This window comes from Hyphomonas atlantica corrig. (assembly GCF_017795365.1).
Classification (GTDB): domain Bacteria; phylum Pseudomonadota; class Alphaproteobacteria; order Caulobacterales; family Hyphomonadaceae; genus Hyphomonas; species Hyphomonas atlantica.
In genome coordinates, this window is record NZ_CP051254.1 from 1,562,422 (window position 1) to 1,587,954 (window position 25,533).

Here is a 25,533-nt window from a genome sequence, read left to right on the forward strand (position 1 = left end):
GTTCCGGTTCAGCCGCCGAGCGCGTGCCAGCGGATCATCGCTTCGCAGGTGTTTTCGCCCTGGAAGGCTGCCTTTGCGCTGCCATTGAATTGGTCTGAGACGGATGCGGCCCACACAGCAGCGGCCGCGTCATAGGACGTGAAACCGATTTCGGACAGGCCGCGCTCAATCCGGTTGCAGATCAATCCGGCAACATCAGGGTCTGCCGTATCATTCAGATAGGAGATGCGGTCAGCGAGATCGAGCCGGGAGAAAATGTAATCATACACCGTCAGATCCTCTCCCACATCAAAGGCGAGAATGTCGCCTGACGTCACGCCAGTATAATCCGGATACCCGGCATCGGACACGCCAGCTGTAAAGATCGACGGGATGGGCTGGTCGAGATAGACGGCCCATTGGCCGATGGCGCCCTTCTTGCGCGTATCCTTGATATCGTTCGCATCTGGCATCTGGGCGGACACGACAAGGATGGGTTTGTCCGTCCACGACTTTACGGAGAAGGCGCTGACGGATTGCTCGGTAATGGATTGGCCGAACAATGTGCTGGTGGAGGTGTTCAGGAAGGTCGAGGCCTCCTGCATCAGTGGCGCGTTGAAATAGGTCACCAGCGTGGATGTCGGTGCGATCAGGTTCGCGGCCGTCGTCAATGCGCCCATGACATTGGCACTGGCAGACGATTCCTTCTCGTCCGACAGTTGGAGACGAAAGCGGGCTTCAATCGTCGTGTTCGGACCAACCTTGAAATAGGGGGTTGCATAGACCGAGAGGCTTTCATTCGTTGTCCAACTTTCCCCCTCGCGATTGTTGGAAGAGAATGTGGACGAGAAGAGCGCATTGGTTGCGGTGATATCCGGCTTCGCCACGTCAAACTCAGCGATCAGTGTGCGGGTGATACTGCGCGAGGACATCATGCGGGAAATCCAGTTGCGGCTTTCCTTGTCGTAATTGCGGCTTTCGGTTTCCTGGCTGCGCACGCCGGATGTCACACCATCCATGTCGTAGGCGTCCGGTTTCAGCGTCACGATCTGTATTCGAGTGTACCTGTCCTGCAGCATGTCCCCGAACTCGGAATAGACGGCCGCCTCATCAATCGCGACGTCGATATAGGGCAGGTAGTCCTTGGCCGGTACAGCGCCGCTGCTTGCGCGACCGGTATGCCGATTAACGGTCGGGGTCGGGTCGCCGAGGAAATCATTGTCATTCGGGTTCGGGATTCCGCGAACGGGTCCGGACGGGCTGGTGGGCGAGGTCGATGGCGGCGAAGAGGAGCCGGACGTCGGACTGGAGGCGCACCCGGCCACGATGAGCGATGCGGCCAGGACTGCTGCTGACGTCTGTTTCATGGTGTTGGTCCCCTTAAAAGCTCTCCCCGGCCTTACCGATAGTTAACAGAGGGTTTCGTGGAAGGCGAGCGGTTTACAGGTAAAATCCAGCGATAGGGGAATGTGAGCGGGCACATGATTGACCTCGCGCAAAGGTGAAGCCTGTAGCGGCCAATCCGTCTTTACTCATATTTGCTGCAATGCAATAAGCGCCCTTGCGCGAGGGGGCAGGCCCACCTATATGCTCAATATGAGCAAAAACAGCGCTCATCATAATTCCGGAGGGTACGTCCTTGCTGCTCAATATGCTGAAAGCCAAGCTTCATTCTGCAACCGTTACGCAGTGTGACCTTCACTATGAAGGTTCGGTCTCGATCGACCAGGATCTGCTGGATGCATCCGGCATTCTGCCGAATGAGCGTGTGGATATCTGGAACGTGACCAATGGCGCCCGCATTCAGACCTACGCACTCGAAGCGCCGCGCGGCTCCAAGACGATTGGTGTGAACGGCGCAGCGGCCCGTCATTTCGCTGTGGGCGACAAGGTCATCATCGCGGCATTTGCCGGCGTTGATGCTGACAAGGCCCGCCAGCATGCGCCGAATGTCGTGCTGCTGGACGACCATAATGTGATCAAGCGCCCATCCTGATCCAAGCCGGACAGGCTGACGGATCAGTTTTTAACGACATCCGCGATAATCTCGAATGAGCGCAGGCGCTTGTCGACATCATACATGTCCGAGACGATCATCAACTCGTCGGCATTCGTGCGTTCGAGCAGCGCGTCGACACCGCGTTTGATCTCATCACGGTCCCCTATGATGCTGAAATTCAGCATATGCTGGGCGCGCAGTTTCTCTTCCGGTGTCCAATAGGTGTCGATGTCGTCAATCGGTGGCTGGGTAAGCTTCCGCTCGCCGCGCACCAAATTGGCAAATGACATCTGCTGAGATGTAGCGAGATACCTTGCCTCCTCAGTCGTTTCCGCGGCGATGATGTTCACGCCGATCAGCGTATAAGGCTTTTCAAGCTGAGCTGAGGGCTGGAAATTGGCGCGATAAGTGGCGAGCGCGTCATCCAATGCCTGCGGTGCAAAATGCGATGCAAACCCGTAAGGCATGCCATAGGCGGCTGCGACCTGGGCCCCGAACAGGCTGGAGCCCAGAATCCAGAGTGGCACATTGGAGTTCGAGCCCGGCACGGCTTCGATCTTCTGGCCGTCTTCGACCGGGCCGAGCCAGGCTTGCAATTCCAGCACGTCCTGCGGGAAGCGGTCGGCGCTGTTCACGTCCCGCCGCAAGGCGCGCAGCGTCATCTGGTCGGTGCCGGGCGCGCGGCCAAGGCCGAGATCGATCCGACCCGGATACAGCGCCTCCAGCGTGCCGAACTGTTCGGCGATGATGTAGGGCGCATGGTTGGGCAGCATGATGCCGCCCGCGCCGACGCGGATCGTTTTCGTGCCCGCCGCAATATGCGACACGACGAGGGAGGTCGCCGCCGTGGTGACTGCCGCCATGTTATGGTGCTCGGCCACCCAGAAACGCTTGTAGCCATATTGCTCCGCATGTTGGGCGACGCGTCTGGCATCATTCAGGGCGTCCGCGCGGGTAAAGCCCTGGCGCACACGGCCAAGTTCGAGAATGGAGAGTTCAGCCACATCAAGGCCCTTTGTCTTGCTCAGCCAAGACATGGGGGCCGCACGCCCGATGCCAAGCCCGCCTCGCGCAGCGGAAGGGGGTGTGTTCAGGGAGAGGCGCGTCCAGCGTTGCCATTCGGCTCCATCATAAATAGTGTGATGTGTCACTTGTGGGGGTTTTGTATGCGGGTTTTGATTCTGGCCGTTCTGTCGGCTTGGCTGGGTTTTGGACAGATTTTTGCCAGTGCTGATGTGAGCCACCCGCCGCTTGAATCTTATGGTGAGTTGCCGTCTGTCCGCTACATGGATTTGTCGCCGAGCGGAGACCGTGTCGCCTATGCCGAGCGACGCGATGGGTCAGATTATCTGGTGACCTTTGATTTTCATACGCGTAAGAAATCGTATCACGTCAAGATTGATGATGTGGCCACGCGTGGCATTTGGTTTGCGGACGAAGACAATATCATCATTCGGGCATCCGAAACGAAATTCGTGATCGGATTCCGCGGGGAGTTCGACTATTCCGGTGCCTTCTCATACAACCTCAAAACCAAGAAACTGAAGTTTCTGTTGCGGGGTACGGACAATATCTATCCAGCGCAGGGTGGGCTTGGAAAGATTGTCGGCGACGACGCAGACCCCGGCTACATCTTCATGCCGGCGTGGATGGGAGACCGCTACTCTGACCCGAACTACAGCCTCGTGCGCGTCAACATGAAGACGGGCAAAGGTCGCCTCTTCAAAAGCGGGACGGGAGATACAGTCGACTGGTTTGTGGATACGGACGGCACCGTGCTCGCGCGCGAGGATTACGACAACGGTTCCGACACTTACAGGGTCTATACGTACCTGAACGGAAACCGGGAGCTGATCTATGAGCTTGAAACGTCGCAGCCGCCGCCGGGTGTAACCGGCATCAAGTCCGACAAGTCTGCACTGATCTTTTCCGACGGCGAAACACACGAGGAATCCGGAAACGTCTACGAACTGGATTTCGACGGCAACAAGACGCCGATTACTCTCGGCGGAAGAGGCGGTATGATCGAGCGGGTCATCCGTGATGGGAACAGGTTCGTTGTGGGTGTCAAATATTCCGGAGCGGTTCCATCCTACACGTTTTTTGATCCAGATGTGGATGCAGCCGTTTCGGGACTGGTGAACCAGTTCTCAACGGCTGCAGTACATCTTGTTTCGTGGACAGATGATTGGTCGAAATTGCTTTATCTGATTTATGGAAGCGATACGCCGGGTAGTTATGTCCTGCAGGATCTGGAGACCGGTCAGATGACGCTGATTGCCGATGAGCGCGCCGACATTCCCCCCGAAGCGATCGGTCAGGTGGTCGCGGTGAATTACCAAGCCCGGGACGATCTCAACATACCGGCGATCTTGACCTGGCCCGCCGGCGCCGACCTTCACACCGCCAATACGCTGCCGCTCATTGTTATGCCGCATGGCGGTCCGGCATCCCATGACCGGGTGACGTTTGACTGGATGGCGCAGTACTTTGCCAATCGCGGCTATCTCGTCCTGCAACCCAATTTCCGTGGATCGACCGGGTATTCTTCGGAGCATGAAGACCTTGGAAAAGGCGAATGGGGCGGCAAGATGCAGGATGATATCACCGATGGCCTGAATGCGCTGGTAGAGCAGGGATTGGCTGATCCGGACCGTGTCTGCATCGTGGGAGCCAGTTATGGAGGATATGCGGCGCTGGCAGGCGGGGCATTCACGCCGGAACTCTACAGCTGCGTCGTGGCGATTGCGCCTGTGACCGATCTGCGCCCTTTCCTGAGGGATGTGAAATGGGACTATGGGCGCGACCATTGGGTGATCGATTACTGGCAGGAAAATGTCGGCCATCTGGATGACGAGCGCGAGAAGTTGAACTCAATTTCTCCTGCGCGGTCCGCAGATCGCTTTCAGGCGCCAGTCCTGTTGATCCACGGCAAGGATGATACAGTTGTGCCAATTAAGCAGAGCGAGATCATGAAGCGGGCGCTCGAGAAAGCTGGCAAGGATGTGACTCTCGTCGAGTTGAAAGGTGAGGATCACTGGCTCTCTGATGGCGATACACGGATCGAAACGCTGCGTGCGATGGCCGGGTTTGTCGATCAGCACATAGGGGCAATTGCCAACTAGGCGCCTTAAAACCCGACAGGCTTGGGCAGGCCCGTGGTGGAGAGGCAGATTGCCTTGAAGCGGCTGCCCATATCCTTTGGATCAATCAGGCGCTGGGCGTTGTTGAAAATCGCCTCGGCATGGTCCGGATTGGCTTCGACCAGCTGGTTCAGGCGCGCTTGTGCGCCGAGCCCCATGAGAAACATGCCTTGCGGGGTCGGGCCTGCCACGTCGAGGCCGATCTTTGTGGCCAGACGTTTCAGGCGACCGAAATCGACATCGACTGTCAGGTCTGTCTCGCCGGGACGGGCGAGGGGGGAGACCTGTTCGCCATTGCTGAAGGCACGCAGGCTGTCGCCAGGTGTCGCGTCGGCGGGCCCATAGTCGACAAAAAGGGCGCGCATTGGTGCCGCGCGCGAAACGAGATCAGCCACCAGCAAATCAAACCCGATCTGCACCTCGACCGCCTCTGAGGTTTCGGCCGCCCCTTCGGGTGCACTTTGTTCGTCTGCCGCCAGGCCGAATGTCAGCTCGCCCTGATCATCCAGCCCGACCACGCATTCGCGCCACTGGCCATCCGCCTTGCGGAACTGGCGGACGGGTAGGCAGTCCAGATATTCGTTCGCGACGAGAATCATTGGTCCGGCAGACACCTTGGCCAGCGTGTCGACGAAGACCGGGTCGTAATCCTTCAGTTTTTCGCCCTGCTGGCTGCGCAGCTCAGGGCTCGGCTCCACCAGGGTCAGCTGGGCGGCATCGGCGAATCCGCGACCGCCGGCGACGTAAGCAAGGCGCAGCGCATCTGCCATCAGCGTGCCGCGGCCGGGGCCGATCTCGACCAGATGGAATGGGTTCGGCGTGCCCATGGCGCGCCATTCATGCACGACCCAGAGGCCAATCAGCTCACCAAACACCTGGCTGACTTCCGGTGCGGTGATGAAATCCGTGCCGAGACCGGGCCGCGTGGCGTAATAGCCTTCCTGCGGATCGTGCAGGGCTAGTTGCATGAACGTTGAAACCGGAATGGGGCCGCCGGTCTCGATCAGGCGGATGATGCGGTCTTTCAGGGTCATGGCAGGTCAGTTCTGGGCAGAGGGCTTTTTCTTGAGCGCGTTCCAGACGAGCCATGCGCCACCGATCCACATCGGGATGGAAAGCAGCTGGCCCATCGTGATCCATTGCGGCAGGCCGTCGACGAAACTGTCGGGCATGCGGAAATTCTCCACGATTGTGCGTCCCGTCGCGTAGATGAGCAGGAACAGGCCGGCGACGAGGCCGGGGCGTTTCAGTGCGCCGAACCGCCAGATCAGCACCGACAACAGGATCAGGGGCAGCCAGCCTTCGAGGACGCTTTCATAAAGCTGGCTCGGATGTCGCGCCATTTCGCTGCCATTATAGACCCAGTCGCCTGTCTCCCAATTATAGGAGGGAGGGGTTGAGCCCGGAACATAGCCCTCCGGAAACACCATGCCGATGGGCGCGTCGGTGTGGCGGCCATAGAGTTCTGCGTTGACGAAATTGGCAAGACGGACAAGCGCAATGCCAATGGGCGCCACAACGCCCGCCATGTCTCCGATGGAGAGGAGGGATACTTTCCGGCGTTTTGCAAACAGGATCAGCGCAATGGTCACGCCCAGAATACCGCCATGAAATGCCATGCCGCCATCCCAGATCTTGAAGATGGTCAGCGGGTTCTGCGCGATCACGTCAAACTGGTACGGCACCATATAGAACAGGACATAGCCAAAGCGCCCGCCCAGAATGATGCCCAGGATGATCCAGAGCATGATGTCATCGAGCTGGTCCTTGGTCAGCGGACTGGTGCCACCGAACAGGTGCGGTCGGCGGATCATGGCCGCGCAATACCACCAGGCGAGGCCGATACCGGCCATGTAGCCGAGGGCGTACCAACGCAGATGGAACGTGCCGAGGCCGAGAAAGCCGAGGTCCAGGGAGACAAGTGCCGGGCTGACATCCGGAAAGGTCAGCGCCGCGGCGGGCAGGAGGGTGGCAGCGAAGCTCATCATATCCAGCATGCAGCGTCTTTTCCCTGTATGGATGAGGACCTATCTGATAGGGGAACCAAACCTTGTCCGCCCGATGCCGCGAAGGAGTAGCCGCATGGCCACAACAAATCCACTGCTAGATGACATTGCTGGCCTGATGACGGGCGCGATGGGCGCTGCACGGGCCGCCAGCGAGGAGGCGAAAACAGCCGCGCAGGCGCGTGTGAAGGGCCTGATTGCGGATATGGACCTTGCGGGGCGGGACGAAGTCGAGGCCCTCAAAACCCTCGCGGCAACCGCGCTGGAGCGGGTGGAAGCCCTTGAGGCGCGGGTGGCTGAGCTCGAATCGGTGGCCAAATCCGAATAGCCCAACCCACAACCAATCACTGCCTGCCTGTTGACCAGGGGTGGACGCGGGTTCGCTGCCGCGTTTCAACAGGGATGGCCATTGGACACGAATCCTGTGTCCATGACTCCAGAGAGCAGGGGAGACTTTCATGAGCCTTGATCTTTCGCGCGAAGAATTTGCCGGAGTGGATCCGCTCGACCGTGTTGAAGAGGCCCTCGAAATCGCAGGGTGGCAACACGAACGCGATGAAGAAGGAACCATTCAGGCGGTCGCCGAGACCCGTTGGGGCGATATGGGCGCGCTGTTCGCGTTCCGTCCTGAGCCGGCTGCAATCCATTTTTCTGTAACTCTGGACGTGAAGCCGGTTGCCGCCAAGCGCAGCCAGCTGTCTGAACTCATCATCATGGCGAATGAGCGCCTCTGGCTTGGTCACTTCGACTATTGGGCCGATGAGGGCGTGGTGATCTTTCGCTACACCTTCTCCATGATGGATCGGGATGAAGCCTCGCTGGGCGAAATCCGTTCGACGATCGCGGCAGCCGTTAGCGCGGTCGACCGGTTCGTGCCGGCATTCAACTTCCTGATCTGGGCCGGAAAGAGCCCGCGCGAGGCCATCGACGCGGTCATGTTCGAAACCCAGGGCGAAGCCTGAGCAGGGCCCTATGGCACGGGGAAAATCGATTGTCCTGATCGGGGCCGGGCGCATGGGCGGCGCTTTGGCGGCCGGATGGCTGGCTGGACGGTCAAAGCCAAACCTTGCCATCATTGCGCCGAGACCCACGCCACAGGTTCAGGCCTGGGCCGAGGAGGGGCTGGTCTCTCTCAACCCTGAACCTGCGCCAGCGGATATTGTCGTCCTGGGTGTGAAGCCACAGCAATTTGCGCGTGCGGCGGAGGGTATGAAGCCCTTCATCGGCGAAAAAACGCTGGTTGTTTCGGTCATGGGCGGGATCAAGCTGGGCCAGCTTGAGGACGGCCTCGGGACATCTCACGTCATTCGCGCCATGCCCAATACACCGGGAAGTGTCGGCAAGGGTGTCACCTTGCTGGCCGCAGCTTCCTCGCTGGGGCAGGACGATATCGAGGCCGCCCGCAAATTGCTGACGCCGCTTGGACTGGTCGAAGGGCCGATGGACGAAAAGACCATGGTCGCTGCAACGGGTATTTCCGGCTGCGGGCCAGCCTATGTCTTCCTTCTGGCGGAAGTGATGGCCGAAGCTGGTGAGGCGGAGGGCGTGCCGAAGGAGATGGCGGCGCGGCTGGCTGTCGAGACGATCATCGGCGCCGCGGCTCTGATGGAAGAGTCCGGGCAGACGCCGAACGAGCTCAGGAAAATGGTGACTTCACCCGGCGGCATCACCCAGGCAGCCCTTGACATCCTCATGGATGACGGTGGGATGCCTATCTTGTTGAGAAAGGCCCTGCGCGCGGCGGTTACGCGTGATCGGGAGCTTTCGAGGGAACCCGACTAGAGGACGCGAAACCGGATGACGGATCAGGCAGGCATATTGGAAAAAGGCCTGCTCGCCGCACTGGAACTGGCCGCCGATACGCAATGGGCAGACCTCACCCTTTCAGAGATTGCAAAAGCGGCTGACCTAAAGCTCTCGGACTTTCATGGCGTTGCTGACAAGGACGCACTGGCCGCGCATGCGGACTCCTATTTCGACAAGGCCATGTCGGAGGAGGGCATTTCGGCGGATGACAGCCCGCGCGAGCGATTGTTCGATGTCATCATGCTGCGCTTCGAAGCGATGGAAGAATACCGGGCGGGTCTGGTCTCGCTGATGAAGTTTCGGGATCGTACGCCGTCTCTTTTGCTCTCATTGCCAATCGCCCGAAAGCGGAGTGCCGACTGGGCGCTGGTTTCGGCCGGACTGGACAATCGTTCAGGCGCGCCTGCCGGGCTGAAATCTGTTGCCATCGGATACGTGATCGAAAAGGCCGAACGTGCCTGGCGAAAGGAAACCAGCGCCGATTTCGCGCGGACGATGGCCGCGCTCGACAAGGGGCTGCGCGAAGCTGAAGAGCGAATGGAGCGGCTGCAGCGCTTCACCGGCTGGGGCAAGACAAGACAAAGGCAGGAAAACACTGCCACTGAGGAAACGAAACCGGAGGAAACATGAATGAGCCGACCAGGCCTCGACGCGAACCCGCTGACACTTGAAGCGGGGTGGTTCAACGCGCTTTTTGATGAGATCGGCATTGATGCCGAAGTCAAAGGCCTGACCGCAAAATCCATTGGCACCGGCCAGATTGGCGAGAATGTCCGTTTCGTTTTCGATTACGCGCGCAAAGGCCCGAATGCGCCGGAAACGCTTGTCGGGAAATTTCCATCTGACAGTCCCGAAAGCCTGATGACGGCGAAGATGCTTGGCCATTACGAGCGTGAGGTGAATTTCTATCGCACCTTCCCGAAAGTGGCCGGTGTCATCACGCCGAAAGCATTCTACACGGATTATGATGCAGAGACGAACCGCTTCGCCCTGATCATGGAAGACATGGCGCCATCAGAGCAGGGCGACCAGTTGCAGGGCTGCAGCGTGGCCGAAGCCGAACGCGCGCTGTCCGCCGCGGCGGTCATGCATGCTGCCCATTGGAATGATCCTGCACTGGACACCTATGCCTGGTTGCAGGGGAGTGAGCTGGCGCCGCCGCCTGCGTTGGCACCGGAGGCGGTGCAGGGGCTGTGGCATGGCTTCAAGGAGCGGTATGGAGACCGTCTGGAGGCGGATGATATTCTGGTCGGGGATGCGTATTCAGCTGTCTTGCCTGCCTGGAGCGAGAGTTATGAAGGTCCGCATGCGCTGACGCATAATGATTTCCGGCTCGACAATATGCTGTTCGGCGCGGACACGGCCCCCAAGCCGCTGGCCGTTGTCGATTGGCAAACAGCCGGCAAAGGCGCGCCCGCTGGCGATGTGGCGTATTTCATCGGCGCGGGCCTGACCCGGGAAGACCGGCCACAGCATGAGCTGGCGCTGCTGCGCTTCTATCATGCGCGATTGGAAGAGGCGGGCATCCGGGATTATCCGTTCGAGGCGCTGTACGATCATTATCGCTGGTTCAGCTTTTACGGCATGTCGGTCGCATTCGGGGCTGCCATGCTGGTGAAACAGACCGTGCGCGGCGACGAGATGTTCCTGACCATGCTGCGCCGTCACGCGGCTCAGGCGCGCGAGAATGATGCGTTGAATTTGCTGCCAAACCCGACGTGAAACTTATCAGTTGTGTAATGTTTCCGCCGGATTCCCGGCGAGTGTCCCGGCCCGGTACAGGTTTCCAAACATTCCTCTAACCGGTGCCGTGAAACTGACGAGGTTGCTTATGCCTCGGCTTAAAACTGCTCCTGTATGGTCTGCTTCATGGCGCCCGGAGAAACCGGGCAGTCCTGTCACGACAACTAGAATGGTGTGGACATGGAACAGCAAAACACTCGCAATCTCAGCGTCCCCGGCCCGGATGGCCAGATGCTGACCCTGGCGGATCTTCCGTCGCCGAATATTTCCCGCTGGGTTACCCGTCGCAAAGCTGAAGTCGTTGCTGCAGTCTCAGGGGGGCTCCTGAGCCGCAAGGCAGCCTGCGATCGCTACAGCCTGAGCGATGAAGAATTCGAGACGTGGGAAAAGCTTTACTCCCGTCACGGCACCAAGGGCCTGCGTACAACACGCTTGCAACAATACCGCCGCTAGACTGCGATCATGTTTAACGGAAAGTTTTTTCGTTAAACTCAAATTTACAAGCCAGCGCCTATCACTGGTCCCCGAATGCCGGAAAACCACGCCGGTATGGGGAGTTTCTGATGGAAAACAGGCTTGTCAGACTTAGAAACAGCGCGATGCTCTCCACACGAGCGGTCGCGCTGTTTGCGCTTGTGATTGCAGTTGTGCTCAGCTCCTGGCGCGGCGCAGACCTGTTTACCCATCCCGTCGAGGCCTGGGTACCGGGCTCCACCATTGAAGCCTCGCTCATGGGGATTCTGGAGCCAGTCGCCGGAAATGGGAATATTCGCCTGTCCGTTACAGGCGATGGCGGGTCTGGCCGATCTGTCCTCATCCTGCTGGAAAGCACGGCCGCAGAAACCGCGCCGACCCTGCAACGCCTGGCGACATCTGCGTTGCTTCTGTCGCCGGAAGCCGGCGACCAACTCGTCATCGAGCAGGCAGAATTCGCGCGCGGCGTTGCCGGGCGTCCGGATGCGGCCGGTTGGACGGAACTCGGCCTCTATGCGTTGCTTTGCAGCCTGCTGGCCTGGGTCGGTTTTCGTGCGCCCGCCGATGAGGCTGTCAGCGTTTCCCAAGATACGCCCGCCGCTGAAACGAAGACAGCGCGCCGTGACACAGCCGAGATCATTCCTGCGCCGACCACACCACGCACCGTTCGCCAAGCCGATCCTGATGCGGCGGCGCTGGTGCGCAAGGATCCAGCCCGGACAGCTTCCATCCTGCGCAGCTGGATGCGCGGAGAAGGGGGCGCCGCATGACCGCGCTCGCCATTGCCCGTCCGCGCAAGGAAACCGGATTGGCCCGGTCGGCACGCCTGATGCGCGCGCTCGGCCCGGAAGCTGCACCTGTCTGGAATGAATTGAGCGCTCAGGAAGCGCGCGCTTTGTCTGCCGCAATGGACGCGCTGGATGACAATCAGCGCGAAGATGCCAGTACGCTGGAGACCTACAAACAGGCGCACCAGACGCCAGAAGCTGACATATTTAATCAGAACTCGGTCTGGGCCAGCGCATCGGAACTCGAGACCCGCGATCTGCTGAACCTTGCTGAAGGCCAGCATCCTCAGACACTGGCGCTCATGGTGTCGAAACTGGACGGGGCGGCCTCGGCCCGTTTGCTGAAATCGCTGGAAAGACCGCTCGCCGTCGATGTCATGCAACGCTTGCTGCATATCGGGCCTGCACATCCCGCGGCGATCACGGCCCTTGAAGCGGCTGTCGGTGGCTGGATGAACAATGCTGCGCCATCTGCGCGCAGCGGCGGTCATGAGGGCGTGGCCCGTATCTTCGACCGGATGGATAGCCGCGCAGAGACAGATTTGCTGTCTGCACTTGAAACGGCGGAGCCAGGGTCAGGTGAGCGTGTGCGTTCCCTGATGTTTACGTTTGATGATCTTGCCGCTCTGGATGCCGGCGGTCTGCAAACCTTGCTGGCAGCGGCAGACCGTACGCGGCTGACCTTTGCGCTGAAAGGTGCGCGAGAAGAGACGCAGGCGGCTTTCTTCCGCAACATGACCCAGCGCGCGGGCGAGCTGCTGCGCGAAGAGATTGTCATGCTCGGCTCGGTTCGCCGCAGTGAAGTCGAGACCGCTCGTATGGAGCTGGTCGATCTGGCGCGCACTCTGATCGAACGCGGCGACATTCGCGCAGGACGCCCGCAAGACGAGGATGAACTCGTCGAATGATCCACCGCGCCGTCAAATCCGTTACACCGTTTGAGTTTCGCAGCGATTTCACTGCCGATACGATGAAGCCGGTTGAGGTCGACCCGCCGGTGAAGCTGACGACGCCGGAATTGCTGGACATGCTGGCCGAGGCACGCGCAGAGGGTGCGGCAACCGCCCGGCTCGAACACCAGACTGACGAATCAGCCCGCTTGCAAGACGTGACGAATGCTCTCAACGAAGCCTTGGCCAATCTGGTTGCGCTGACCGGACATCTGGAGGCGTGTGCGTATGACGAGGCTTTCAGCGAGCGTGCCCATGCGTTAATAAGGGCGACGGCCCGCACAATACTGGACGGGCAGGGTGACTTGTTTGCAGCCCGGACTTCCCTGAAGAGCGACAACGCCGAAGGATCATCATGACTCAACCTGCAAATCCCGCGCTGAAGAAAAGCCTGATGGATGTGCCCGTCCGTGTGGACGTGGTGTTGGGTGAAATGCGCATGCCCATTGAGGATCTGATGGCGATGGCGGAAGGCGATATCGTTGCCCTTGAGCGCCATACCAATGAACCGATCGACATTTACCTGTCAGATCGCCTCATGGCGCGCGGCAAACTGGTCATCGCAGATGGTCAGCTTGGTGTCACCTTGTCGGAAATTGTCGACGAGCGTGCCGCGGCCTGAGCCGCGCCCAAATTATCATTAAATCCTTGCAACACGCCGCAATTCCTAACGGAAGAAAGGAAGTTGTTAACCTTTCGCGGTGTTAACTGTTTCCAATGACAGCATGTCCTGCCGGACTATTGGGGTGGCACTCGGCGGGGTGATTAACACAAGGGAACATGCAGACATGCGCATGAAGATGTTCGCCGCGGAGACCCTTGAGGCCGCCAAAGCGATGATTTTTGCCGAAATGGGCGCCGACGCCGTCATCCTGTCCGAGCGGGAGATTGAAGGCGGTGTGGAAGTCCGCGCGGCCACAGACAAGCTGGGTGGCGGCGTTGTGCCGAGTGAGCCACTCTTCCTGAGGGACGCTCGGGGAGGGCATGGCCGCGGCGCTGAGAATCCACTCTATAGCCGGGTGCGGGATGCGCTGCTCTGGCATGGTGCGCCGCAACGGTTTGCGGACCGTGTGGCCCATGAGGGTGCAGACCAGAATGCGATCCCCGGAGATTCGCCAGAGGATTCGATTGCTGCTGGTCTTGAGCGCATCGTCACCTGCGATCCAATCCCGGCGCGTCTGGAGAAAGACATCATTCTGGTTGGTCCACCCGGACATGGCCGCACGGCGACCGCTGCCAAGCTCACACGCCGCGCCGCTGTGGCGCGCACGGCCATCCTGCCTGTTGCTGCAGATCTCGACGGAACGGCTGGCGGCGAACAGCTTGCGGCCTATCTTGAGAATGAACGCGACCAGATCCGCATTGCGGAGACGCCAGATGCCCTGTTCGACGCGCTGCGCGCCGCCCGGGCTGCAGGTCAGCGCTGTGTGATTGACCTGCCAAGCATTAATCCATTCGATCAGGATGACATGGCCAGCCTGCAGGACCTGATCCAGGTCGTGCGCGCCGAGCCTATCCTCGTCATGTCGGCAGAAGGTCACCCCGAAGACCAGACGGATGCCGCAAAGATCTTTGCACGGGCCGGTGTTCGCCGCGCCATTCTGACCAAGCTGGATATTGCCCGGCGGCGGGGAGGGGCGATTTCCGCACTTTCCTCTGCCGGCATAGCCTTCTCACACCTAGCTGTAACGCCATTCATCGGCGGCGGACTTGTCCCGGCTGCACCCTCCCGGCTCGCTGCGCTGTTGATGGAAGATGCGCCGGGCGATGTTATCGCCCTGAAAGGAGCTGCGTAGTCCTATGAGCTTCATGCTTCGAAAATCTCAGGAACGTCCGGCCCAGCGCCCGACGCCTCGTGTTGCCCCGGCCTCCATTATCGCTGTTGCCAGCGGCAAGGGCGGTGTGGGCAAGACCTTCATGGCCATCACCCTGGCATCGGCCTTTGCGCAGGCAGGAAAGCGGACCTTGTTGGTCGACGGTGACCTCGGCCTTGCCAATGTTGATGTTCAGCTGGGCATTGCTCCGGAAACGGATCTCGCCGCAGTTATTGCTGGCTGGGTCGAACTGGATGATGCGGTTACGCCGGTCGATGGCGGCGCAGCAGATGGCGGCTTTGATGTGCTGCCGGGCCGGTCTGGCTCGGGCGCGCTGGCAGAATTGCCGCCAGAAGAAGTTGCGCGCCTGGCGGCCGGACTTTCCGCGCTGGCGCTTCAATATGATCAGGTCGTCGTCGATCTGGGCGCCGGCATTGAGGCCAATTGCATGCGCTTGGCGCGTGCGGCTGACAAGGCGCTCATGGTGATCACCGATGAGCCTACATCGATGACGGACGCCTACGCCTTCATCAAGGTGCTGCGTGGCTATGCGCCGAATGTCGAGCCGGTCATCTGTATCAACCAGGCAGAGTCGCGCGCCGCGGGGCAGCGCACTTACGAAGCCATTGCGCGGGCCTGTCAGACTTTCCTGGGCTTCCGGCCCCATCTGGCCGGTACGGTCATGCGGGACCCGAAAGTGCGGGATGCCATCCGTTGCCAGAAGACGCTGATCTCGACCGACCAGCAGGCCCAGCCGATCCAGGATGCCATCGCAATTTCGCAGATGCTGATCGGTGGCCGTCAGGGCGCGGATCTTGGCTATTAATTTGTGTGAAGAAAGCGGAAGTTTGGGGGGTGAATCGCACGGCTTGTTAACCTTCGTTAAAGGATCAGCCCGTAGGATTCACATTGACAGGAAATGCGGCTAACTTGGTCGTAATGATGATTCGGGAGACGAGAGATGCGCGTCCTGCTGATTGAAGATGATAGTGCGGTGGCGCGTTCCATCGAGTTGATGCTGAAGGCTGCAGGCTTCAACATCTACACAACCGACCTCGGTGAAGAGGGCGTGGACCTCGGAAAAGTGTACGAGTACGACATGATCGTTCTCGACCTGTCCCTGCCGGACATCTCCGGATACGAAGTGCTCAAGCAGCTTCGCATGGGCCGTGTGAACACCCCGGTCATGATTCTTTCCGGCAATCCGGACATCGAAGCCAAGGTGAAAACTCTGGGCTATGGCGCAGACGACTACCTCACCAAGCCATTCAACAAGGACGAGCTGATCGCCCGTATCACGGCCATTGTGCGCCGCTCCAAAGGCCATGCCGAGAGCGTTATCCGCACTGGCGAAATCGTTGTGAACCTCGATGCCAAGACCGTGGAAGTTGACGATGAGCGCGTCCACCTGACCGGCAAGGAATACCAGATGTTCGAGTTGCTCTCCCTGCGGAAGGGCACGACGCTGACCAAGGAAATGTTCCTGAACCACCTGTATGGCGGTATGGACGAGCCGGAATTGAAGATCATCGACGTGTTCATCTGTAAGCTGCGCAAGAAGCTGCAGAATGCGACCGGCGGAAACCATTACATCGAGACCGTCTGGGGCCGCGGCTATGTGCTGCGCGACCCACGCCCGAGCTCGAAGACAGCGGATATCGAAGAAGCCGCATAAGGCCACTCGCCTTTAATCCAAATTCATCGAACCCCGGCCCCAGGCTGGGGTTTTTTTGTTTTGGGTGATATCTTACCTCTACTGAATATCGTTCCCTGACCCCGGCTATGATTTCATTTGCACGTATTGGCTTGCCTTGCCGTACAAACAGATGACATTGGGCGCATGTCCCAGAATTCTGCCGGTCCTGAAATTCTTCGTCTGATTGAGCTTATCTCGCGCCTTCCGGGCCTTGGGCCCCGGTCTGCGCGGAGGGTGGCATTGTTCCTGTTGAAGCGGCGCGACACCTTGTTGAAGCCGCTCGCAGACGCGCTGGCGGAAGCCGGCGAAAAGATCGAGCGCTGCAAGACGTGCGGGAATTTTGATACGGTCCAGCCCTGCGCGGTCTGTCAGGCGGATGGCCGTGATGATGGCCTTGTGTGTGTCGTCGAGGATGTGCCCGATCTCTGGGCGCTGGAGCGAGGCGGCGCCTTCCGGGGACGGTATCACGTTTTGGGGGGTGTATTGTCCGCGATTGATGGCATCACGCCGGAAGATCTGAACATTCCATCCCTCGTCACGCGGGTTGAGGCGGGCGGTGTTCGCGAAGTGATCCTGGCCCTCAACGCGACGGTAGATGGCCAGACGACGGCGCACTATGTCGCCGAGCTTCTGGAAGGGAAGGACGTTAGCGTCACGCGGCTCGCCCATGGCGTGCCAGTGGGCGGCGAACTCGACCATCTTGATGATGGCACGCTCGCCGCCGCGCTGCGGTCACGCCGGGATATCTAGATCAGTCTATTCGGCCTCGACCGGATCGACGCGGAAGATGCCGTCGAAATCCTTGGTGGCCACATATAGGTGCCCGTCCGGGCCCTGCACGACATCGCGGATCGCATACTCGCCGTCAAACAGCGATTCCCGTCCAACAACTTCGCCATTCTCCATGTCGATCCGGGTCAGTTCCAGCCCGGCCGGGCCATTCATGCCGCCCGTGAAGAGATCCCCTTTCCAGCCAGGATAAACATCGCTGGTCAGCATGACGAGTCCGGACGGCGCGATGGAGGGCACCCAATAGGTCATGGGCTGGGCCATGCCTTCGGCTTCGGTTTCGTTGGTGATGATGGTGCCGTCATAGTTCACGCCATAGGTGATTTTCGGCCAGCCATAATTTGTTCCCGGCGTCACGAGGTTCAGCTCGTCGCCGCCTTTCGGACCGTGTTCGGTTTCGTACAGCGTGTCTGTTTCCGGGTCGTAGTAGAGGCCTTGCACATTCCGGTGACCATAGGAGTACACCGATGGTTTGCCATTTTCGCCATCGGCGAATGGATTATCCGCTGGAATGGAGCCATCTGCGTTGATGCGGACGATCTTGCCGTGCGTGTTGGTCGGGTCCTGGGAATCCTTCATGTATTTGAAGCCTTCGCCCAGAGAGACGAACAGCGTGCCGTCATTCGCGAATTGCAGGCGCGCGCCGTAATGATAAGCGGTATCGCGGGCATCAGCCCAGAAGATTTCCTCGACATTCTCCAGCGCGCTGGCGTCGTCGCTCAACCGGCCCTTGATGACGGCAGTGGCGTTGGCAGCGTCATCACCCTTTGAATAGGCGATATAGACGAGCCGATTCGATTCGAAGTCCGGATCGAGCGTAATGCCGAGATACCCGGCCTGTCCCTCGACATAGGCCTCCGGCAGGCCGCTGACCGCACTCGGGGCGCCTTCGCCCCCGGCAACGAATTTCAGGCCGCCTTCTTTCTCGGTGAACAGCAAATCGCCATTCGGCAGAAACGTCATGCCCCACGGCCATTCAGCCTCCTCGACAATCGGAGTCAGCGCGACTTCGAAATCGCTGGTGGCGGCAGGGGTGGTTTCAGCCGGACCACCACATGCGGCAGCAAGCAGGGTGAGCGGGATGATGGGGGTGAGGTGGCGCATGAGGGATCCTCCAATATGGGGCAGGGCAGTCGGGGCAGATAATAGGGTGGCGCTATCAAATGACCAAACAAAAAGGGTGGCCCCGGCAAGGGCCACCCTCAATTCATGGATCAGCTAGGTGTGTTACCAGGACTTCTTGACTGTGACGCCATACAGGGCTGGCTCGGTCAGGAAGGCGTTGGTGAACAGGCCGGAGGAATCATCGGTGAGGTACGTACCGGTGATGACTTCTTCATCGGTCAGGTTCTTGGCGAACACTTCTACGCCCCAGCCGCTCTGTTCATTGTTGAACAGGATCGACAGGTTGACGTTGGACCAGGACTCCAGCTCGTCACGTGGAGTGTTCCAGATCCGGCTATAGCTGTCGGACTGCATGTAGTAGTCGCCGCGGATCGTCATATCCCAATCAGAATTGCCGAGGGATTGGAATGTGTATTCCGCTGCAAGGTTCAGCGTCATTTCCGGAGCACCCGGCATGGAATTGCCGTCCAGATTTTTCGCATCGCCTTCAATCGCCTGCAGGGCCGTTGCGGTCTGTGTGTCACCATTTGAGTCGGTGTACGTCACTGTCACACCACCAAGACCGAGCGCTGCTTCCGTGAAGGCGCGGTCTGTGGCTGCGCTGCCGGACCCGCCAGTCGTGCCGTTTACCGCGTCGTAGAAGGACGTTCCAAACGCGCCAGTACAGAGCTGCAGGGTTGCGCCGGTCAGTGCCGGATTGGCCTGAATGGCGCCCAATACGGTTGCATAACCTTGCGCCGAGATCACACAGTTCGAATAGGAACTGGAGTTCTTCAGTGCAACCATATCCGCCCGACCGTTGGTCCGATCCAGCACATCAATACCGTAGGTATCGATGACTTCGGCGTTCAGCAGGCCCAAATTTGCCGTCAGCAGCCAGTTATCGGCTGGGGTCCAGAGACCTTCCAGTTCGATACCTTGAAGTTCTGCATCTACGTTGATGTTCACGGAAGACCGGTTGATGATCTGCGTGATCTGGTAGCCTTCATAGTCATACATGAAGCCGGTCAGGTTCAGCTGGGCTGTGCCGTCCGCGAATGTGTTCTTCGTACCGATTTCATAAGAGTTGATGAACTCTGGATCGAAGGTTTGCGGGAACAGGTTTGCGCCAGCGGGCTGTGGTGGGTTGATACCGCCGCCCTTGTAGCCCTTGGAGTAGAAGCCATAGATCAGCGAGTCGTCAGTGAAGCTGAGATCAGGCGTCCAGTCGAAACCGACACGGCCAGTCACTTCCTGGAAGTCCGCCTTCAGCTTGCCTTGTGACGCCAATGGGTCAGCGCCAGCAGCTTGCGGTGTGAACAGGAAGGTATTGACGATATCCTGCTCTTTCTGGTCGTCCGTATAGCGAAGACCGAGCGTCAACTGTAAATCGTCAGACACATCGTAGTAGCCTTCGCCGAAGACGGCGAACGATTCCAGCTCATATGGAGACAGCGAACGGAAATAGTTGCCGCCGTCGCCATTCAGGCTGAGGTCGAAGAGAGACGCGGTCGTGGTGGCCGTTGACCCTGTGTCGAGCGGAACGTTTCCGCCAAAGAGTGCACCGCCAGCAGCGTTGTTGATCTGCGTCAGCGCTGTCAGAGCGTTGGACAGAACATAGTAGCCGTCTTCCGGATTGCGTGGGTCAATGGACTCGAAATCAACCTTGATGGCACCAAGGTTGAAGTTGAACGGACCATCAAAGTCAGACTGCAGACGAAGTTCGTGAGTGGTCTGTTCGCTGTTTGCACCTGAGAGGTCAAACGTGCGGAACGAATTCGCTGCGCCCAGTTCCGGGTCGGTCACAACACCGCCGGGGAAGAGCAGGCCATAAAGTGGCGCAAGCGCAGGGTTGATGAAGGGGCCCGCTGTTTCATTGAAGTTCAATGCGGCGGATGCCTTGTTGTAGTCCTCACGGGAAACAACGGAACTTTCACTGTAGCTGCCGAGATACGTCAGCAACAGATTGTCGCTAATGTCTGCTTCCGCTTTCCAGGAATAGAGGGTCTGCTCTGCCTGATACATCGGGTCGAATGCCGACTCGATCTTGCGAAGGTCTGCAATGGCCGGATCCGTGTTCACGTCACCATTCAAGAGGCCGGCGAGAATACCGAGGCCGCCAGCGAGGGTTGCTTGAGAGTTCACACGGTCGCGGGATTGATCAAGCGGCGCATCCACACAGCCGAGAGATGTTGCCAGCTGGTCAAAAGCTGTGACCGGAACACCCATGAACGTGTCGAAGCCCGGGTCCTTGGCGCAGAGCTGCTTGCCCGAGCGGAGACGGGAATCGTCTTCCTCGAAGTGTTCGACGGAAATCCAGCCGCGGGCCCAGTCAGTTGGCTCGACGGCCAGGGTCGCCCTGATGCTGTAGAGGTCGCGATCATCGACGTCATTGCCCGTGGTCAGATTGTCCACATAGCCATCACGGCTGAGATAGGAACCAGCAACGCGCAGGGCAGCCGCATCTCCGATGGGCAGGTTGACCATGCCCTTACCCTTGAAGGTGTTGTAGTTGCCATAGGTCAGCTCGGCATCGGCCTGGAACTCTCCGAGCACCGGCTTGGCGGTAATCAGGTTGAACACAACCACCGGTGGCGTTCCGGCCATAGAGCGTTCCCTGAGGTCCACGCAGTACCTCAACACGCTCAACATCATAAAACTCGGCTTCGAAGAGGCGGTTGGCCGTGAGCGGAATGTCATTCTGGTGAATACCCACGCCGGCGTCACCAGACTGTGCCACAACATCTGCACCGATGCCGCGGATCTTGAAGTTGAAACTGGTGAAGTTGCCCTTCGTGAAGCTGACGTTCGGTATGGACTTCACAAGGTCCGGGCCGCCTGCAAGCTGCAAGCGGTTCAGCGCGTCTTCGTCAAAGGCCGAAACCGCAATCGGAACATCCTGAATGGATTCTTCGGTTTTCTGGGTTGTCACCGTGACGGTGGAAAGCGTGCGCGGGCTTTCGTCGGAATCGTCCTGAGCCATGGCTGCAGGTGCTGCGAGTCCGAAAACCAGGGCGGATGCCCCAGCCAACCAGACGCACTTCGAGTGTCTGTTATTTCGCATGTTTTGTTTCCTCCCCTCGGGCCGCTTTTGTGCTGACCTCGAGCAATTTTTGCCGAGCCGGCCTCTTTTGGGCCTGCTTCAAGTGTCATCAGAATGCATTCGTGACGGGTCTGTCAACATGACGCAGGGGTAATGGATGCAATAAAAATCGGGGTGTTAAAAATGTAACGCCTCCGCTTGGCCCGCTTCCCCATGCCTGTTACAGGCGCAGACATGTCACAATTGCTTCCAGCTGCTCTCGTTCTGTTTTCCGGAGGACAGGATTCCACGACCTGCCTCGCCTGGGCGCTTTCGCGGTATGAGCGAGTCGAAACCGTGGGATTCGACTATGGTCAGCGCCACCGGATCGAGCTGGAATGTCGCGAGACTGTTCGCTCTGGGCTGGCCGCCCTCAATACCGATTGGGGTGCCCGTCTGGGGGCGGACCACATGCTGGATGCGACTGTCCTGAAGTCGCTCGGTGAAACCGCGATGACGCACGAGGTCAGCATCGAGATGACTGAGGCGGGTTTGCCGTCTACCTTTGTGCCGGGTCGCAATCTCCTGTTCTTGACACTGGCCGGGGCGCTCGCCAGCCGCAGGGGAATTGCGGTCCTGGTCGGCGGTATGTGCGAAACGGACTATTCCGGCTATCCGGACTGCCGGGCCGACACAATGGCGGCGCAGGCCGAGACCCTGCGGCTCGGCCTGGATGTTCCCATGCAGATCGAGACGCCCCTGATGTATATCGACAAGGCCGAAACCTGGGCGCTGGCGGATACGCTGGGCGGGCAGGGGCTGGTCGATCTGATCGCGGAAGATACCCATACGTGTTATCTTGGCGAGCGGGGCGCACGGCACGAATGGGGATATGGCTGTGGCACATGCCCCGCGTGCGAGTTGCGGGCAAAGGGGTGGGAAAGCTGGAAAAACGCCAGCTAGACCGATTTGCGCGTTACAGCCAAAACAGCCATATAAGCTGGACTTTTCAGGGTTTTTCCACCATTTGAGGGCGCTTGATCGCCCCGCGCCAATGGGCGTGCGCCCCTGAACCAGACCTGACCTTGAGACGATGACCACTCAGACCGACCAGACCAGCCAGAGCTCTGCTGCGACCAATCCGGAAGGCAGCGTGTTCGCGATCTCGAAATCGGTGAATTTCGAGGCTGCTCACTATATGGGCGGCAAGCCCGAAGGGCACCCATATCGCAATGTTCACGGGCATTCCTTCGTGCTTGAGGCGACTGTTGCCGGAACCGTCAAGCCGGGTGAGCAATGGGTTGAGGATTTCTCTCATCTGACCGCGTGCCTGCAAGAGACTGCGGCGAAGCTGGACCACAAGCTGCTGAACGACATTGAAGGGCTTGAAGTGCCGACGCTGGAGCGGATTTGTCTTTGGGCGGCCGCTGACCTGAAGGCCGGCCTGCCGGGATTGACTAAAGTCGCCATCTCCCGGCCCAGCCTGAATGAACGGTGCGAACTGGTGCTTTAGCTGCCCGACGGCGTTCCGGCGGTCAGTTCCTTCACGAATTTGCGGGCAAACCGGTCAGAGGCGCGTTTCGCATCCTGCCAGGTCGAAATACCGGCATAGCGGATATCAGTCTCGTACCAGTCATAGGTCAGATCGCCTGTCGCATTGCCATCTGCGTCATATGCAGTGGCAGACAATTTCATGCCCCCAATGCTTTTTGAGCTGCCATAATCCAGACCCGGCGTGTCACCGAGCTGTTTGAAAGTTGGCTTGTTCGGCATGGCATCCAGGATCGTCACCTCGATGCGCGGAATGTCCAGCCCGGCCTTGCCGAGTTCACGATCCAGATCATCCTTCACGGCATCGATCAGATAGTCGGCCTCTCGCATGCCGTAATCATCTTCGAGTTCTTCGGTGAATTCCGGGCTGAAGCCGACATTGATCTCGCCCGCCAGCGCAATCGGCGCGGCCAGAAGGGCAAGGGCGGCAAGGGGTGTAAACCGTTTCATTGGAGTATCTCCTGAACTGTTGTGTTTACACTCTATCATGCCGGTCGAACCTGTAGAAGTCACAGGCCTGTGAGCGAGCCTATCAGAGGTTCAGATGCTGCCTTCGTGCTCGACCACCAGGATGCGGGCTTCCCCCCGGGGATGGGCGACATGTTCACACCCGATCCCGGCGAAGAAGACGTCTCCAGTTTCCAGCGTCACGATCTTCTCGGTGCCGTCTTCGCGGTAATGCATGTCAACCACGCCATCGAGCACGGCGAACACTTCCTCACCTTCGTTGACGTGCCAGATATAGGGCTGATCGGTCCAGTGCAGGCGCGTTGTGATCCCGGCCATATTCGCCACGTCGATCGCACCCCATGCTTTGGGCGCGGTAAATGCCTTGCCGCGGATGATCTTCATGGTCGTCGTTCCCTAATGCAGTAAGCCGGGCCGCAGAGTGTTGCGGCCCGGTCTCCGACGTATCGCGGCTAGAGGCAAGATCAAACCGTGTCGACGAACACGATTTCTGCGTCGGCTACGCCTTTCAGAGTTACGGCTTCGGGGCCCGTGATCGCGGCGCCATCGCGTCCGTTCATGACAATACCGTTCAGCTCGATGGATCCGTCGGCCAGTACCAGATAACCGTGACGGCCTTCCTTGACCTCATAGGTGAGCGTTTCGCCTTCCTTCAGTGTCGCGCCGAGAACATTGGCATCCTGATTGATGACGAGGCTGTCGTCTGCGCCGTCGCCAGAGGCTAGCACCGCCCAATTTCCGGAGCGTTCCCCTTTCGGGAACTTCCGTGCGCCCCAGCCGGGCTTGCCGCCTGCATGGCGTGGCAGGATCCAGATCTGGAACAGGGTCGTTTCTTCGTCTTCGGCGTTCCACTCCGAGTGCTGCACACCATCGCCAGCGCTCATTACCTGCACGTCGCCAGCCTCGGTACGGCCGGTATTGCCCATCGAATCCTTGTGGGTGATCGCACCTGTGCGGACATAGGTGATGATTTCCATTGAGCTGTGCCCGTGCGGCGGAAATCCTGTATGCGGCTGGATCGTGTCATCATTCCAGACGCGCAGGGCACCTTCGCCCATCCGCTTCGGATCATGGTAGCCCGAGAAGGAAAAGTGATAATTGGCGTTCAGCCAGTCGTTCTGGAACCGGCCAAGCTGTTTGAAGGGTCTGTGTTCAATCATGGCGATATCCTTTCGCTCGTGTTGCAGCGAATATGACGTGTCCGGGCGCAGCCTGAAGAGCGCAGCCAGCCATCACACCTATGCATGCCGAGCATAAGTGGAAACGGGCCCGAAACCCGCTAGGTTCCGTCCGGCATGACTCTGCCCATTGTTCACCATGTTGATTATGACGCGAAAACCGTCGCGGATGACCATCGTTTCCCGATGCGCAAATATGCGCTCGTGGCCGAATTTCTCCGCGAGGCAGGCCATAGCTTCATAGAGCCACAGGCCGCATCGGAAGACTGGCTGCACCTCGCGCATGACGAGGCCTATGTCACCGCCATCCTGACCCAAACGCTTGATGCAAAGGCCGCCCGCAAGGTCGGCTTCGAGATCACGCCCGCCATCGCCCGGCGCTCGGCTGCGTCGGTCGGCGGCACATGCCTTGCCGCGCGCCTTGCGCTGGAGCAGGGGGCCGCGGTGAACCTTGCCGGCGGCAGCCATCATGCCGGGCCCGACGGCGGGGCGGGGTTCTGCGTGTTCAATGATGTCGGCGTTGCCGGAAAGCTCCTGCTGGAAACGAAGGAAGTGCGCCGTGTGGCCGTCATTGATTGTGATGTACACCACGGAGACGGCACGGCGCTGATCTTCCGCTACGATCCGCGCGTCTTCACCGCCTCGCTCCATTGCGAACAGAACTGGCCGCGCGAGAAGCCGCCCTCTGATCTGGACATCGGCCTGCCAAAGGGCACGGGCGATGCGGCCTATCTTTCCGCGCTGGAAGATCTTGTCGATGCCGCCCTCGGCACCGCGCCGGACATTGTCTTCTACAATGCCGGGGTCGATCCGCATGCAGAAGACCGTTTGGGCCTGCTGTCCCTCAGCGATGAGGGCTTGCGCGCGCGGGACGCATATGTGGCGCGGGCCTGCCGCTCAGCCGACATCCCGCTCTGCGGCGTCCTCGGCGGCGGCTATGCCCGCGACGCCCGCGCCGTCGCCCGGAGGCATACGTTTCTGGTTGAGGCGCTGGGCGCGGCTGCGTGAAGGCACCCAGCCTCT

The 25,533-nt window shown here is 59.4% G+C and carries 29 protein-coding genes; 19 read left to right on the forward strand and 10 right to left on the reverse strand.

Translation table 11 applies throughout. From position 1 onward, the window contains the following. Positions 1-8: 8 nt before the first annotated feature. Positions 9-1,346: a hypothetical protein gene (locus HF931_RS07725; RefSeq protein ID WP_035546884.1), complete on the reverse strand. Its 1,338-nt coding sequence runs from the start codon at positions 1,344-1,346 to the stop codon at positions 9-11. Positions 1,347-1,618: 272 nt separating this feature from the next. Between HF931_RS07725 and panD the strand changes: the two genes are divergently transcribed. Then, entirely contained in the window at positions 1,619-1,975 is a 357-nt protein-coding gene (gene panD / locus HF931_RS07730; RefSeq protein WP_273242888.1) for an aspartate 1-decarboxylase, read from the forward strand. 23 nt (positions 1,976-1,998) lie between these two features. Here panD and HF931_RS07735 read toward each other — a convergent pair whose 3' ends face one another. After that, complete coding sequence (locus HF931_RS07735; RefSeq protein ID WP_420537733.1) at positions 1,999-2,982, reverse strand: LLM class flavin-dependent oxidoreductase; 984 nt, start codon at positions 2,980-2,982, stop codon at positions 1,999-2,001. A gap of 162 nt (positions 2,983-3,144) precedes the next feature. Between HF931_RS07735 and HF931_RS07740 the strand changes: the two genes are divergently transcribed. Next, positions 3,145-5,103 (forward strand): alpha/beta hydrolase family protein, encoded by a 1,959-nt coding sequence (locus tag HF931_RS07740; protein ID WP_273242892.1) that lies wholly within the window; start codon positions 3,145-3,147, stop codon positions 5,101-5,103. A 5-nt stretch (positions 5,104-5,108) separates the two neighbouring features. Here HF931_RS07740 and HF931_RS07745 read toward each other — a convergent pair whose 3' ends face one another. Both HF931_RS07745 and lgt read right to left on the reverse strand, forming a co-directional pair. Then, complete coding sequence (locus HF931_RS07745) at positions 5,109-6,155, reverse strand: class I SAM-dependent methyltransferase (RefSeq protein WP_273242893.1); 1,047 nt, start codon at positions 6,153-6,155, stop codon at positions 5,109-5,111. A 6-nt stretch (positions 6,156-6,161) separates the two neighbouring features. Beyond that, the gene (lgt, locus tag HF931_RS07750; protein WP_273242895.1) at positions 6,162-7,118 is read right to left on the reverse strand and encodes a prolipoprotein diacylglyceryl transferase; all 957 of its coding nucleotides are present in this window, start codon (positions 7,116-7,118) and stop codon (positions 6,162-6,164) included. Between the two features lie 85 nt (positions 7,119-7,203). Between lgt and HF931_RS07755 the strand changes: the two genes are divergently transcribed. The 14 genes from HF931_RS07755 (at position 7,204) to recR (ending at position 17,148) form a co-directional block, all read left to right on the forward strand. Further along, positions 7,204-7,455 (forward strand): accessory factor UbiK family protein, encoded by a 252-nt coding sequence (locus tag HF931_RS07755; protein ID WP_273242896.1) that lies wholly within the window; start codon positions 7,204-7,206, stop codon positions 7,453-7,455. 130 nt (positions 7,456-7,585) lie between these two features. Beyond that, positions 7,586-8,089, forward strand: a complete 504-nt coding sequence (locus tag HF931_RS07760) for a type III secretion system chaperone family protein (RefSeq protein ID WP_273013349.1) — start codon at positions 7,586-7,588, stop codon at positions 8,087-8,089. Positions 8,090-8,099: 10 nt separating this feature from the next. Next, the gene (gene proC, locus HF931_RS07765) at positions 8,100-8,909 is read left to right on the forward strand and encodes a pyrroline-5-carboxylate reductase (RefSeq protein WP_273242898.1); all 810 of its coding nucleotides are present in this window, start codon (positions 8,100-8,102) and stop codon (positions 8,907-8,909) included. A gap of 15 nt (positions 8,910-8,924) precedes the next feature. Next, positions 8,925-9,563: a hypothetical protein gene (locus tag HF931_RS07770; RefSeq protein WP_273242901.1), complete on the forward strand. Its 639-nt coding sequence runs from the start codon at positions 8,925-8,927 to the stop codon at positions 9,561-9,563. After that, positions 9,564-10,655, forward strand: coding sequence for a phosphotransferase (locus HF931_RS07775; RefSeq protein ID WP_273242903.1), 1,092 nt, complete (start codon positions 9,564-9,566; stop codon positions 10,653-10,655). It begins immediately after the preceding gene. A 201-nt stretch (positions 10,656-10,856) separates the two neighbouring features. Then, the gene (sciP, locus tag HF931_RS07780) at positions 10,857-11,129 is read left to right on the forward strand and encodes a CtrA inhibitor SciP (RefSeq protein WP_035548108.1); all 273 of its coding nucleotides are present in this window, start codon (positions 10,857-10,859) and stop codon (positions 11,127-11,129) included. A 146-nt stretch (positions 11,130-11,275) separates the two neighbouring features. Next, positions 11,276-11,920: a hypothetical protein gene (locus HF931_RS07785; protein WP_273242905.1), complete on the forward strand. Its 645-nt coding sequence runs from the start codon at positions 11,276-11,278 to the stop codon at positions 11,918-11,920. Next, entirely contained in the window at positions 11,917-12,846 is a 930-nt protein-coding gene (locus HF931_RS07790; protein WP_272983346.1) for a FliG C-terminal domain-containing protein, read from the forward strand. Before HF931_RS07785 ends, HF931_RS07790 begins: the two co-directional genes overlap by 4 nt. Further along, on the forward strand, positions 12,843-13,247 hold the full coding sequence (locus HF931_RS07795; RefSeq protein WP_035546846.1) for a hypothetical protein: 405 nt from the start codon (positions 12,843-12,845) through the stop codon (positions 13,245-13,247). The genes HF931_RS07790 and HF931_RS07795 overlap by 4 nt, the downstream gene beginning before the upstream one ends. After that, entirely contained in the window at positions 13,244-13,510 is a 267-nt protein-coding gene (fliN, locus tag HF931_RS07800) for a flagellar motor switch protein FliN (protein WP_035546843.1), read from the forward strand. Before HF931_RS07795 ends, fliN begins: the two co-directional genes overlap by 4 nt. A gap of 172 nt (positions 13,511-13,682) precedes the next feature. Further along, on the forward strand, positions 13,683-14,684 hold the full coding sequence (locus tag HF931_RS07805) for a flagellar biosynthesis protein FlhF (protein ID WP_272983345.1): 1,002 nt from the start codon (positions 13,683-13,685) through the stop codon (positions 14,682-14,684). Between the two features lie 4 nt (positions 14,685-14,688). Further along, the gene (locus tag HF931_RS07810) at positions 14,689-15,528 is read left to right on the forward strand and encodes a nucleotide-binding protein (protein WP_035546838.1); all 840 of its coding nucleotides are present in this window, start codon (positions 14,689-14,691) and stop codon (positions 15,526-15,528) included. 135 nt (positions 15,529-15,663) lie between these two features. After that, entirely contained in the window at positions 15,664-16,377 is a 714-nt protein-coding gene (ctrA, locus tag HF931_RS07815; RefSeq protein WP_035546835.1) for a response regulator transcription factor CtrA, read from the forward strand. Between the two features lie 165 nt (positions 16,378-16,542). Next, on the forward strand, positions 16,543-17,148 hold the full coding sequence (recR, locus tag HF931_RS07820; RefSeq protein ID WP_273242909.1) for a recombination mediator RecR: 606 nt from the start codon (positions 16,543-16,545) through the stop codon (positions 17,146-17,148). A 6-nt stretch (positions 17,149-17,154) separates the two neighbouring features. On the opposite strand, the gene HF931_RS07825 is transcribed toward recR, so the two are convergent. From HF931_RS07825 to HF931_RS07835, 3 genes are all read right to left on the reverse strand, one after another. After that, on the reverse strand, positions 17,155-18,291 hold the full coding sequence (locus HF931_RS07825) for a PQQ-dependent sugar dehydrogenase (RefSeq protein ID WP_035546824.1): 1,137 nt from the start codon (positions 18,289-18,291) through the stop codon (positions 17,155-17,157). A gap of 123 nt (positions 18,292-18,414) precedes the next feature. Then, positions 18,415-20,898, reverse strand: coding sequence for a TonB-dependent receptor domain-containing protein (locus HF931_RS07830; RefSeq protein WP_273242912.1), 2,484 nt, complete (start codon positions 20,896-20,898; stop codon positions 18,415-18,417). Continuing rightward, complete coding sequence (locus HF931_RS07835; protein WP_273242914.1) at positions 20,783-21,355, reverse strand: TonB-dependent receptor plug domain-containing protein; 573 nt, start codon at positions 21,353-21,355, stop codon at positions 20,783-20,785. The genes HF931_RS07830 and HF931_RS07835 overlap by 116 nt, the downstream gene beginning before the upstream one ends. Before the next feature lie 213 nt (positions 21,356-21,568). Between HF931_RS07835 and queC the strand changes: the two genes are divergently transcribed. Both queC and HF931_RS07845 read left to right on the forward strand, forming a co-directional pair. Further along, positions 21,569-22,276 (forward strand): 7-cyano-7-deazaguanine synthase QueC, encoded by a 708-nt coding sequence (gene queC, locus HF931_RS07840; RefSeq protein ID WP_035548106.1) that lies wholly within the window; start codon positions 21,569-21,571, stop codon positions 22,274-22,276. A 130-nt stretch (positions 22,277-22,406) separates the two neighbouring features. After that, on the forward strand, positions 22,407-22,826 hold the full coding sequence (locus tag HF931_RS07845) for a 6-carboxytetrahydropterin synthase (RefSeq protein ID WP_272983340.1): 420 nt from the start codon (positions 22,407-22,409) through the stop codon (positions 22,824-22,826). Here HF931_RS07845 and HF931_RS07850 read toward each other — a convergent pair. The 3 genes from HF931_RS07850 to HF931_RS07860 form a co-directional block, all read right to left on the reverse strand. Continuing rightward, a complete protein-coding gene (locus HF931_RS07850; RefSeq protein WP_272983339.1) occupies positions 22,823-23,314 on the reverse strand; it encodes a hypothetical protein in 492 nt (163 codons plus the stop codon). The two genes, HF931_RS07845 and HF931_RS07850, sit on opposite strands and share 4 nt — an antisense overlap. Positions 23,315-23,404: 90 nt before the next feature. Continuing rightward, positions 23,405-23,716 (reverse strand): cupin, encoded by a 312-nt coding sequence (locus tag HF931_RS07855; RefSeq protein ID WP_273242917.1) that lies wholly within the window; start codon positions 23,714-23,716, stop codon positions 23,405-23,407. An 80-nt stretch (positions 23,717-23,796) separates the two neighbouring features. Then, positions 23,797-24,492, reverse strand: coding sequence for a pirin family protein (locus HF931_RS07860; RefSeq protein ID WP_273242919.1), 696 nt, complete (start codon positions 24,490-24,492; stop codon positions 23,797-23,799). A gap of 135 nt (positions 24,493-24,627) precedes the next feature. Here HF931_RS07860 and HF931_RS07865 point away from each other — a divergent pair, with 135 nt between their 5' ends. Then, complete coding sequence (locus tag HF931_RS07865) at positions 24,628-25,518, forward strand: histone deacetylase family protein (RefSeq protein ID WP_273242922.1); 891 nt, start codon at positions 24,628-24,630, stop codon at positions 25,516-25,518. Positions 25,519-25,533 lie beyond the last annotated feature (15 nt).